Source organism: Pedobacter albus, assembly GCF_036324255.1.
Classification (GTDB): domain Bacteria; phylum Bacteroidota; class Bacteroidia; order Sphingobacteriales; family Sphingobacteriaceae; genus Pedobacter; species Pedobacter albus.
Map to the genome: position 1 here is coordinate 168,498 of NZ_JAZDQT010000001.1, position 12,233 is coordinate 180,730.

The 12,233-nt window shown below is 45.1% G+C and carries 6 protein-coding genes; all 6 read left to right on the forward strand.

Going from position 1 to position 12,233, the window contains the following annotated elements; translation table 11 throughout:
• The first annotated feature begins 12 nt into the window (after positions 1 to 12).
• The 6 genes from VRU48_RS00710 (at position 13) to VRU48_RS00735 (ending at position 12,178) form a co-directional block, all read left to right on the forward strand.
• Positions 13 to 3,621: a BamA/TamA family outer membrane protein gene (locus VRU48_RS00710; RefSeq protein WP_330106015.1), complete on the forward strand. Its 3,609-nt coding sequence runs from the start codon at positions 13 to 15 to the stop codon at positions 3,619 to 3,621.
• Between the two features lie 10 nt (positions 3,622 to 3,631).
• Entirely contained in the window at positions 3,632 to 6,046 is a 2,415-nt protein-coding gene (locus VRU48_RS00715) for a GAF domain-containing protein (protein WP_330106016.1), read from the forward strand.
• Between the two features lie 334 nt (positions 6,047 to 6,380).
• Positions 6,381 to 6,875 (forward strand): hypothetical protein, encoded by a 495-nt coding sequence (locus VRU48_RS00720; protein WP_330106017.1) that lies wholly within the window; start codon positions 6,381 to 6,383, stop codon positions 6,873 to 6,875.
• A gap of 258 nt (positions 6,876 to 7,133) precedes the next feature.
• Positions 7,134 to 7,733: a TetR/AcrR family transcriptional regulator gene (locus VRU48_RS00725; protein ID WP_330106018.1), complete on the forward strand. Its 600-nt coding sequence runs from the start codon at positions 7,134 to 7,136 to the stop codon at positions 7,731 to 7,733.
• 74 nt (positions 7,734 to 7,807) lie between these two features.
• Positions 7,808 to 8,998, forward strand: coding sequence for an efflux RND transporter periplasmic adaptor subunit (locus tag VRU48_RS00730; protein WP_330106019.1), 1,191 nt, complete (start codon positions 7,808 to 7,810; stop codon positions 8,996 to 8,998).
• Between the two features lie 9 nt (positions 8,999 to 9,007).
• A complete protein-coding gene (locus VRU48_RS00735; RefSeq protein WP_330106020.1) occupies positions 9,008 to 12,178 on the forward strand; it encodes an efflux RND transporter permease subunit in 3,171 nt (1,056 codons plus the stop codon).
• Positions 12,179 to 12,233: the final 55 nt, after the last annotated feature.

Genomic DNA, 12,233 nt, shown 5'->3' on the forward strand with positions numbered 1-12,233 from the left:
CAAATAGCCAGCATGTTGAAAAAAGTTACCCTATCTGTTTTTTTATTGTTTGCAAGCTTGTTTGGCCTGGCCCAAGAAGAGGTAAAGTACCGTGTTATTTTAATTGGTGATGCCGGCGAAATGAATACCGGCCAAATGGAATCGCTTAAAAATGCAGCCAAACATGTCATCAAAGGCAAAACAACCACGCTTTATTTGGGCGATAACATTTACCCAACGGGAATGGCCATTCCGGGTTTTGGTGATGAGCAGGAAACCATCAAAATATTGCAGTCGCAGTTTCAGCCCATGCGCGATGCTGGTGCAGCGGTTTTCTTTGTGCCAGGCAACCACGATTGGGACAAATCTGGTCCCAACGGATTGGCCAAGATCAAAAGGCAGAGCGAATACCTCGAATCGCTGGGCGATCCTTTGCTCAAGCTCATTCCATCCAACGGTTGTCCAGATCCCATCGCCATCAGGCTAACAGATAAACTCACCATTATTGCCTACGACAGCGAGTGGTGGCTTTTTCCCTACAATAAACAAAATCCGGCAGCCGATTGCGATTGCCAAACCAAAGATGCTGTAATTACCCGCATGAACGATTTGATGGAGCAGAACCGCGACCGGATGATTTTGTTGGCTTCGCACCATCCATTTCAGAGCTACGGTGCGCACGGCGGTTATTTTACCTGGCGCAACCACTTGTTGCCCTTAACCTTGCTCAACAAAAACCTGGTTATTCCTTTGCCGGTTATCGGTTCGGTTTATCCTTTTTTGCGCTCTACCTTGCTAAGCCCTGAGGATTTAAACCATCCGCTGTACAAAGACATGATCAAAAGCGTGAACAGTGTTTTCGGCGAGAAGCCAAATGTGGTGTATGTGGCGGGGCACGAACATGGCCTGCAGCTGATCAAAAGCAAGCAGTTGCAGATTGTAAGTGGTGCCGGTTCAAAATGGTCGCCTAATAAAAAAGGCAAAAATTCGCTTTTTCACGAGTATCGCCAAGGCTACGTTATTGCCGATCAGTTGCTCAACAACGATATGCGCTACGATTATTATGTGTATGCCGATACTGGCGTAGTGAAGGTTTTTAGCTATACCCAGCCCTACAAAGAGGTGGTGGCGGCCAAAAAGAACGAGTATAAAGTAATTAAAGCCGACAGCATCAGCATCAAAGTCCATCCTACCTACGATAGTGTGGGCAAACTCCACCGCTTTTTATTTGGCGAAAACTATCGCAAAGACTACGCCATGGAAACCAAATTTCCGGTGTTGCGTATTTCCGAGTTTAAGGGAGGCCTAAAACCTACGCAATTGGGTGGGGGCAACCAGTCGCGCTCGTTAAGGCTCGAAGATAAAAACGGCAAGGAATGGGTGCTCAGAAGCGTGGAGAAATACCCTGAAGTGTTGTTGCCACAGGGATTGAGGAATACGTTTGCCAAAGACATCCTGAAAGACAACATGTCGGCCCAACACCCTTTTGGCGCCTTGGTGGTGCCTCCTTTGGCCGAAGCCGTTAACGTGCCCCATAGCAACCCGATTATTGCCTGGGTATCGCCAGACCCTAATTTGGGCGATTATATGAATGCCTTTGCCAATACGCTTTGCCTGCTCGAAGAAAGAGAGCCTTTGGGCAATTCAGACAATACCACCAAAATGTTCAAGAAGCTAGACGACGACAACGACAATACCTACGATGGTGCCTTGTTGTTGCGCGCGCGTGCGCTGGATGTGATGCTGGGCGACTGGGACCGCCATGAGGACCAATGGCGTTGGAAGCCTGAAAAAGGACAGAAAGGTTCAAAATACCTGGCTGTGCCGAGAGATCGCGACCAGGTTTTCTTTAGTTCTGATGGTTTTATCCAGCGTTATGCCCAAGGTTCGTCGTTTTTGCCGATGATGCAGGGCTACGAACGCAACATTAAACGCATCAACTGGTTTTTATGGGAAGGCAGGGCCATGAACAGTCGTTTGCTGTCGCAGTTTAGCGAAGCCGAATGGAACCAAATCATCAAGGATTTTTGCGCCAAACTTACCGACGATGTATTGGAACAGGCCTTGCGCAGGTTGCCCGAACCTAACTATACCTTGCGCCATGATCAGTTTCTCAAACAAATGAAAGAGCGTCGTGCGGCACTGCCGAAACTGATGAACGAATACTATCATTTCTTTAACCGCATTGTCGACATCCAAACCAGCAACAAAAACGAGCGGGTAGTGATTACCGATTCTGCCGATCGGCACCTGAAGATCCAGATCCATAAAATTGCCAAAGACGGCGATATCAAGGAAGAAATCTTTAGCCGTACTTTCGATCCGAAGGTAACCCAAGAAATCCGTTTGTACGTAAAAGATGGCAACGACAGCGTTATTTTGAACAATAAAAGTTCTAACATCAAATTGAGGATTATTGCCGGAGGAGGCAAAAAAATCTACGATGTACAAAATGCCAGCAGGAGCGTGCAGCTTTTTGGCCTCAAAAACAAGAAATCGACCTTTGCGGGCAATGACGTAGGCAAGCTCAACAAAATACTTTCTACCGATACTTCCAATGTATCTTATTTGGGCAAAGACCTGTACAGCCGCTATTCGCTGTTGCTCAATGCGGGCTTCAATGTTGATGATGGCTTGCTGATGGGCCTGAACTATAAAATTACCAATCCGGGTTTCAGGAAACAACCCTATGGCAACCAACAGAACTTCTCGTTTCTGCACTCGTTTGCTACTTCGGCTTTTCGTTTTAACTACAGTGGCGACTGGCTACAGGCCGTAGGCAAAGCCGATTTGGTGTTGAAAGCCGATGCCTTTGCGCCCGACAATACCCAGAATTTTTTTGGCATGGGCAACGAAACCACGTTTAAGAAATCGGGCAACGAAGTGAAGTATTATAGGGCCAGGTTCAGTATCTACCAGACCGAGGTATCGCTCAGGTGGCGCAGGCCGAAATCAACCTTCACCGTGGGGCCTATTTTTCAGTTCTATAAGTTTGACCAAGAGGACAATGCCGGCAGATTTATCAACAACACGTCACAATTGCACTCTTATGATAGTTTAACCGTTGATAAAGACAAACTTTACACCGGCGTAGCAGTCAACTTTACCAATAATACCCGCGACAACGAGATTTTGCCGACACTGGGCAGCTACACCGATTTTAAGTTGGTGGGCTACAAAAGCCTGAACAAATATGCCAGTTCCTTTGTGCAGTTTACAGCGAATATTGCCTTGTACAAGAACTTGGACGGCAGGGCTAAATTTGTACTGGCCGATCGTTTTGGTGGCGGTATTACCATTGGCAAGCCTTCGTTTTACCAGACTTTGTTTTTGGGCGGACAGGGCAATTTGTTGGGCTACAGGCAGTTTAGGTTCTCTGGTCAGCATAGTTTTTACAACAACTTGGAGCTGAGGGCCAAACTGGGCGATTTTGTAAGCTACGTGCTCCCGGGTCAGGTAGGCCTATTGGGATTTTATGATGTGGGCCGCGTTTGGAAAACCAACGAAACCTCAGACTTATGGCACCACGGCGTAGGTGCCGGTGTATATTTTGCCCCAGCATCCCTAACCATTTTTAGGTTAGTGATGGGTTATTCGAAAGAAGGATGGTATCCTTATGTTTCGATGAACTTTAGATTTTAATTAACGAGAGATGAATACCAATATTATTCAGATCAACAGAAATGAATGCGTAGGCTGCCAGGTAGAATTTACCCTGTCGTTCAGGCCTTTGATTGCCTACCTCAAAAACAGGCTCAAAACCGAACAGACTTTAAAGGCAGAGTTTTATCGCTTTTTGCTCGAGAAGATAGAACGCGAAGAAGCGTTGAGAAACGATATCCAGGTAGAAGAACTGGGCAAGTACAAAGACACGCTCGAACTGATTTTTACCATCCTCACGCCTTTAATGGCCAACGAAAAAGACCTGTTTTGGGCATTGAGTACGCCTGTGCCCGACAAGATTTTTTTCAGCACTGATTCTTTTTACGATTTTCTGTCCTTCCACATTGAAGAAAAGCGCCAAAACGGCGAAGAATATCCAGCATCGAAAGAAAAGCAGCAGATGCAGTTTATTTACCGGATGATTCTGGAAAGGTTTTACAACTATACTTCCATTTCACGACACGAAATCCTGCATTCGTACACCAATCCGAAAACAAACCTTACACAGTACTACAACATCAATGCCGATACCCAGTTTATCGATATCCAGTACGACGGCGAACTGCCCGAACTCAATTTTGAGCAGGTAGCCAGCCTCATCCAAGACGGTACCGAGGTAGAGCTCTTGCAAAAGATCCTGCCACTCAGCAAATTCAGGTTCGACGGCTTTACGGTAATCTCGCTAAGCGATGTAACCCTGCAGCATTCTATTGACGGCATCCGCAATGCCCTGGTTAACCATACCTACGAAAACGAGGCCTATGAGCATGTAATACAGGCCCTGAAAACCCTGGCTGGCGATGGGCATATCGAGTTTGGATTGCTGCCTTTTTTGGTGGTAAACGACAAATTTGTGTTCGACAACGAGCAGAATTCGCAAAGCATTCTCCTCAATTCGGGCAAAAAATACAACTTACAGGAAGAATCGTTTTATGCCTTGGTGAAGGAATATCAAGACAATCCACGTCCGGTTTTTTTCAATAATCTCGACGATGAAAAGATACAACGATTTCCCTTTCTCGAGGTGTTGAGGAAAAACGGTATCCATTCTTATTCGTTCCTGCCTGTTTTTTACAACAACCAGCTGGCCGGGGTATTAGAAATCTACTCGACCGAGAGTTTGGAAGTAGATGAGAAACTGTTGTCGCGTTTGCATTCGGCCATGCCTTTGCTGGGCCAGTTGCTGCAATACCGCATCGAAGAGTTCAATGCCAAAATGGATGCCGTGCTGAAAGACAAATTCACTGCCCTGCAACCCTCGGTACAATGGAAATTTAACCAGGTGGTATGGGATTTCCTGAAAATGAGCAAAGAGAAAAAGAAAGCGGTCGAGATAGAAACGGTTACCTTTAAAGACCTTTATCCGCTGTTTGGTGCCATCGACATCCGCAACTCGACGGTAGAGCGCAATTTTGCCTTGAAAGAAGACCTGAAAGTGCAACTGGCCATGCTGATTGAAAGCCTCAACGGCCTGCGTGCTATTGTTTCACTCGATTTGCTCGATAAGATTTTGTTCAACTGCAAGGATTGGCTTAAACGGATCGAAGAGTTCATCAGCTCGAGCGAAGAAACGCTGCTCAACGAATTTCTGGAACTGGAGGTTTATCCGGTATTAAAACATATCGAAAAAGGCCATCCGCAGGCTGCGGCCTTGGTGCAGCAATATTTCGCGGCGATTAATCCTGCCGATGGCATTGCTTTCGAAAACAGGAGAACGCTCGAAACTTCCATGCAGTTCATCAATACTTCCGTTAGCGAATATTTGGACGAAGCCCAACAGGCTTTGCAGGCTACTTATCCCTGCTATTTTGCCAAATTCAGGACCGATGGGGTAGAATACGACATTTATATTGGACAGGATATCGCGCCTGACATACCTTTTGATTTGTTGTACCTCAAAAATATCCGTTTGTGGCAATTAACGGCCATGGTAGAGGTGGCGCGTTTAACCAATGGATTGGTGAGCCAAATGCCAAGGGCTTTGTTGACTACGCAACTGATTTTTGTCCACTCTAACCCGATTGATATCAGTTTTAGGAATGACGAGCGCAGGTTCGACGTAGAAGGAGCTTATAACATCCGCTATGAGGTAGTGAAGAAAAGGATAGACAAGGTTTTGGTAAAAGGCACTAACGAACGCCTGACCCAACCCGGCAAAATTGCCCTGGTTTATTTCAATGCCTACGAAGCCAACGAGTACCTCGAGTATATCAAGTATCTGCAAGAACAAGGCTTTTTAAACAACGACCTCGAAACCCTCGAATTGGAGGAACTGCAGGGCGTAAGCGGGCTCAAGGCGCTGCGGGTAGGGGTAAACTACATGTCCTGCGATTTTTACGACGAGCAGTGGACCAAGCTGAAAAAGACCATCAAGAAGAGCCCATTGAAGAAAGAGAAGGCATAGGTTTTGTTAGATTTGATTTGTACACCTATAGGCAGACAATTTCTATTTGGTTTGCCAAAGAAAGGGAGTATGAATGACCCTTTGGATAAGGAGAGTATAAAATAATGAGCTTTAATGAAATACTATTGCTTTTAATAGGGATGGCCTCTCTTTTATCTTGTACTTGGCTATTGTTCCATATGTTTAGAGAAACGAAAGAAGGATATAAAAGTGGTTTTGGCAATGATATAAAAATATATGTAGGATGTATTTTCGGAATTATATTGGGGATTGTTTTGATATTTAAATCGTTGTTCTAAAAAATAATGCTCCTTAAGCCAACAATAAATCAGCGATGAACAGAGCATTCATAAAAGATATAGAAAAACAGTATATAGATGCAGTTAAATTTTATGAAGAAGAGATAAGGGGAAGCAATGTTCCTGATGTTGATTGTTTTATAAATTTAGCTTTTTTGTATTGGTCTTTTGCAACTGAACAAATTGAGTTTAATGATCCTAATAACATACCTGATGAATGGAGTGTAATTGGAGAAAAGAACTTCTTGCCGACGATAGATAAGGGTTTGAAAAATTATCCTGATCATTTAGAGCTGGTTTTTTGGAGGCGATACCTATCTCATAGACTTTATTTTACATCTGATTTCACGGAGAATGATTGTAAGGCTATATTGGAAACGAACAGAAACCAAGGTGTCCTGGTACCTTATTTTTTTCTTTACTTATTTGATAAAGAAGCTTATGCTGATGAAATAGTTGAATTGAGGAGGGTATGTAATGAATTGCCTACTGCGAAAAATCTTTATATCAGCACTTTTATTGGGAAGTGATTTCTACATCTTCCTAATTTGTCAGGATTTGCCAATCTACCGGAAGGTAGGCAATCTCAAATAGAAGAAACTATTAGCTTGTTTGTCGGCCATAGGTTTACAGATAATCGATTTCAAGGATAAATTTCATCCAAAAACCTCCTTTTCGCCCATCTAAAGCCCATTTAATTTTATCTGACAAATAAATGATATGCATCATCAAAATCATTTCTACATTTGCTTAACGGTGTTAGATTATTTTATATCATTTAACCGGCCATGGGAAGTAAAGAAAGAATCCAGCGACAAAAAGAAGATACCCGCAAAGGGATATTGGATGCGGCCTTGCAGATTGTGAAGCACGAGGGTTGGAATGCGCTGAGCATGCGGAAGATCGCAGATGCCATTGAGTATACCGCGCCTATTATTTACGAATACTTCCCCAACAAAGAAGGCCTATTGATAGAACTGACCCGCCAAGGCTATGCCATTCTGGGCAAAAAGATTAAAAAAGCCCAAGACAGCGAAACCGAACCGGCACAGCAACTGGAAGCCATGTGGATGGCCTACTGGCAATTTGCCTTCAACTGCAAGGAAATGTACCAGCTGATGTACGGTGTTGACATGAACTGCTGCGAGCTCAAAAAATCGTTGCCCGAAGCAGAATATACAACCAAGCTTTTTTCAGATGCCATCGACAAGCTCGTTACCAAAGAGCCGCGACCAGAAGATATCATCTGTTTAAAATATTATACTTTTTGGTCGGTTATACACGGCCTGATATCGATCAACCTAACACAAAAAGGTACCAACGAAGAAATTAATCAGCAGATTTTGAGGGGCGCTATCCAGGCGATTATCAGAACCATCAACGATTAAAATTTTTTCGACTTCTACTTAACACTGTTAGATTAATTTATTAACGTAAAATAAACATTCAAATCCCAATAATCATGCAATATATCTCCAATTTCACTCCGTTACTTAACAATGTTAAGTTATCTAACTATGTTAGATTTTTTGCCTTAGCTACAGTCTTGTTCTTGGCAAGCTGTGCAGGCAAACAAGAGCAGGCCCAGGTTGCCCAAGCTCCGTCATTACCTGTAATTACCATTAGCCAAGGCTCTCAAGAAACATTTGTTGACTATCCGGCTGCTATAGAAGGTGCTGCCGACCTAGAAATCCGCCCGCAGGTTTCGGGTACCATAGACCGTATTTATGTAAACGAGGGCCAGTTGGTGAACAAGGGCCAGTTGTTGTTCCAAATTTCGCCATTGCCGTTTAAGGCCCAACTCAATAATGCCAAAGCCGCTTTGCAGGCTGCACAGGCTGCGGTTTTAAATGCACAGTTGGAAATAGATAAGCTTACCCCATTGGTACAGAACAAAGTGGTTTCTGCTTTTCAATTGCAAACGGCAAAAACTGCACATCAAATTGCGGTAGCTAACGTAGAACAGGCTAAAGCCAGCGTAAACAATGCCCAAATCAATTTGGCTTATACCGAAATCAAGGCACCCATTAGCGGTTACATTGGCCGCTTGCCCAAAAAACAAGGCAGTTTGGTTGGTCCGGCAGATCCAGAAGCGTTAACCAACCTTTCCGACGTGCACGAGGTACATGTGTATTTTTCTTTGGCCGAAACCGATTTCATCAATTTCAATGCTAAATACGAGGGCAATTCGGTAAACGAAAGGCTCAAGCATTTGCCTCCGGTTTCGTTGGTCTTGGCCGACCAGACTTTATATCCTGCCAATGGCAAAATAGATATGGTTGATGGCCAGTTCGACAAAACTACCGGCGCCATTACTTTAAGAGCCAGTTTTCCTAATGCCAAAGGCGTATTAAGATCGGGCAACACCGGCAAGGTAAGGTTGGGCATGGCGCACAACAACGTGTTGTTGGTTCCACAGGCATCGACCATCGAAATACAGGACAAAGTATTTGTATATGCCGTTGGCAAAGACAACAAAGTAAGCAAACGTCCCATTAAGGTGCTGGGCACAAGCGGTACCAATTATTTAATACAAGATGGCCTAAAATCGGGCGAGCAGATTATTGCCAAAGGTTTCGAGAGCTTAAAAGAAGGCGACTTGATCCAGCCAGAAATCAGCAAACCCGTAACTGCCTATAACGCTACAAAATAAGACAAAATTATGTTCAAAATATTTCTAAACAGGCCGGTACTCGCTACGGTCATCTCTATCCTATTGGTTATACTTGGGGTTTTAGGGCTGTCTAAATTGCCCTTGCAGCAATTTCCTGATATAGCGCCACCGGCGGTTCAGGTCATGGCTTTCTACCCAGGTGCCAACGCCGAAACGGTATTACGTTCGGTAGCGCCATCGCTGGAAGAATCCATCAACGGTGTCGAAAACATGAGCTATATGAGCTCTACGGCCAGTAATGATGGTTCGTTGGTCATTACCGTTTATTTTAAATTGGGTACCAATCCCGATCAGGCCGCTGTAAACGTACAAAACCGCGTGGCCCAAGCCACCAGCCAATTGCCTGCCGAGGTGGTGCAGGCCGGTATTACCACAGCCAAGCAACAAAATAGCTTGATTATGGTGGTCGATTTGTTCACTGACGATGAGCAAAACTACGACCAGACTTTCTTGGCCAACTATGCCCAAATCAACATCATTCCTGATATTAAACGTATTCCGGGTGTAGGCTCGGCAACCATTTTTGGTGGTAACAAAGACTACTCGATGCGTATCTGGCTCAACCCTGCTAAAATGGCGACTTACAACCTGACGCCAAAAGAAGTGATGGGCATTATTCAGGATAAAAACCTGGAAGCGGCGCCTGGCAAGTTCGGCGAGAGCAGCAAAGAGGCTTTCGAATACGTGATTACCTACAAAGGCAAGCTCAACAAACCAGAAGAATATGGCGATATGGTGATCAAAGCCAATCCCGATGGTTCGGTATTAAGGTTGAAAGACTTGGCCAGAATTGAATTTGGGGCCTATTCGTACACCAACTTCACCCGTGTAAACGGCAAGCCCGGGGTTAACATCGGTATCGTGCAGCTGGCGGGCTCCAACTCGAACGAAATTCAGATCGCGATAGACAAGCTGATGCAAAAACTATCAAAAGACTTTCCGAAAGGCGTAAAACATCTCATTTTATACAATACCAAATATTCGTTAGACCAGTCTATCGATCAGGTAATCCACACCTTAATCGAGGCATTTATCTTGGTGTTTATCGTGGTTTTTGTGTTCCTGCAGGATTTCAGGTCGACCCTCATTCCAGCCATAGCTGTGCCGGTGGCCATTTTGGGAACTTTCTTCTTTATGTGGATTTTTGGTTTCTCTATCAATCTGCTTACCCTGTTTGCATTGGTGTTGGCCATTGGGATTGTGGTAGATGATGCCATTGTGGTGGTAGAGGCGGTTCATGCCAAAATGGAACACCGGCATTTGCCTCCTAAAGCGGCAACGGCTTCGGCCATGAGCGAGATTACCGGTGCCATTATTTCCATCACCCTCATCATGTCGGCGGTATTTTTGCCGGTAGGCTTTATGGAAGGCTCAACAGGCTTGTTTTACAGACAGTTTGCCTTTACCCTGGCTATTGCCATCGTCATTTCGGCGGTAAATGCCTTGACTTTAAGCCCTGCGCTGGCGGCCTTGTTCTTGAAAGAGCACAATCCGGCTACTGGCGAAAAGAAAACCTTTAAGCAGAAATTCTTTGCTGGCTTTAATTCCGGTTTCCAAAAAATAACTGATCAATATACCAACGGCCTTAAATTTCTAATCAAGTTCCGTTGGGCTACCATGGTGGCATTGGTTGCGGTAATTGTGGCTACAGGCGTGATGATCAAACGTACGCCATCGGGTTTTATTCCTTCAGAAGACCAAGGTTTTATCGCTATTTCGCTGTCGATGCCTGCCGGTGCTTCGTTAGACCGTACAACGGAAGTCATCAAGCAGTTGGAGGGTATTTTGGGATCGATGGAATCGAAACAAACCTTGATGGGACTTTCTGGTTTCAACATGCTCACCCAGTCGTCGAGCCCTTCGTCGGGTGTGGCTTTTGTATTGCTGAAACCAACCAAAGAGCGCGGAAAAATCAAGGATATCGATGGCATTATGGGCGAGGTACGACAAAAACTGGCCGCCATTAAGGGTGCCAATTTCTTTGTGTTCACTTTCCCAACCGTGCCGGGTTTCAGTAACATTGACGGTTTAGATATCGTATTGCAAGACAGAACGGTAGGCAAACTGGACAAGTTTAGCGAAGTTTCGTCCAATTTTATTGGCGAGTTGATGAAACGCCCGGAAATTGCGGTAGCCTTTACCTCGTTCAGGTCTGATTATCCCCAGTTGGCCATGGAGCTTGACGAGGTTAAAGCGGCCCAGCTAGGCGTAAGCGTAAGAGATATCCTACAAACCATGCAGGCCTATTTTGGTAGTGCCCAAACTTCCGATTTCAACCGTTTTGGCAAATATTACCGCGTGGTGGTACAAGCCGATCAGGAAGACAGGGCCAATCCGGCAGCCATGGATGGCGTGTTTGTCAAGAACAACAGGGGCCAAATGGTACCTATCAATACCTTGGTGAAATTGACTCGGGTTTATGGTCCAGAAACGGTATCACGTTACAATCTGTTCAGTTCCATCGGCTTAAATGCCATTGCCAAACCGGGTTACAGTTCGGGCGATGCCATTAAAGCGGTAGAAGAAGTGGCTGCCAAGCATTTGCCGGGTGGTTATAGCTACGAATTTTCGGGGATGACCAAAGAAGAGATTTCTTCGGGCGGCCAGTCGGTGGTTATTTTTATCCTGTGCCTGCTGTTTGTTTATTTCTTGTTGTCGGCGCAGTATGAGAGCTATATCCTCCCTTTTTCGGTTATCTTGTCTATTCCAACCGGTATATTCGGCGTATTTGCAGCTATCGGTTTTACCGGTATCTCTAACAATATTTATGTGCAGGTAGCCCTGGTGATGCTGATTGGCTTGCTGGCCAAAAATGCCATTCTGATTGTAGAATTTGCCATCCAGCGCAGAAGAGCCGGACAAACCCTGCTGTCGTCGGCCTTGGAGGCGGCCAAATTGCGCTTGCGCCCGATTATCATGACTTCTTTGGCCTTTATTGTAGGGATGATCCCGATGATGAGGGCTACAGGTCCATCGGCATTGGGTAACCACTCCATCAGTATCGCAGCCGCTGGCGGGATGCTTTCGGGGGTACTGCTTGGCGTATTCTTTATTCCGGTACTTTTTATCCTCTTCCAGTTTTTACAGGAAAAAATCACGGGTGCGCCTACAAATGTGCACCACGAAGAAAATCATCATTTAGTTCACGATGGAAAATAACCAAACTACCACGCAAGAGCCTTCGCCACTCGAAGAGTTTTTGCCCCTCGTTTCT

Coding starts and splice junctions, on each gene's coding strand:
- VRU48_RS00730 (WP_330106019.1), top strand. CDS start 7,808: ATGCAATATATCTCCAATTTCACTCCGTTACTTAACAATGTTAAGTTA.
- VRU48_RS00715 (WP_330106016.1), top strand. CDS start 3,632: ATGAATACCAATATTATTCAGATCAACAGAAATGAATGCGTAGGCTGC.
- VRU48_RS00720 (WP_330106017.1), top strand. CDS start 6,381: ATGAACAGAGCATTCATAAAAGATATAGAAAAACAGTATATAGATGCA.
- VRU48_RS00710 (WP_330106015.1), top strand. CDS start 13: ATGTTGAAAAAAGTTACCCTATCTGTTTTTTTATTGTTTGCAAGCTTG.
- VRU48_RS00725 (WP_330106018.1), top strand. CDS start 7,134: ATGGGAAGTAAAGAAAGAATCCAGCGACAAAAAGAAGATACCCGCAAA.
- VRU48_RS00735 (WP_330106020.1), top strand. CDS start 9,008: ATGTTCAAAATATTTCTAAACAGGCCGGTACTCGCTACGGTCATCTCT.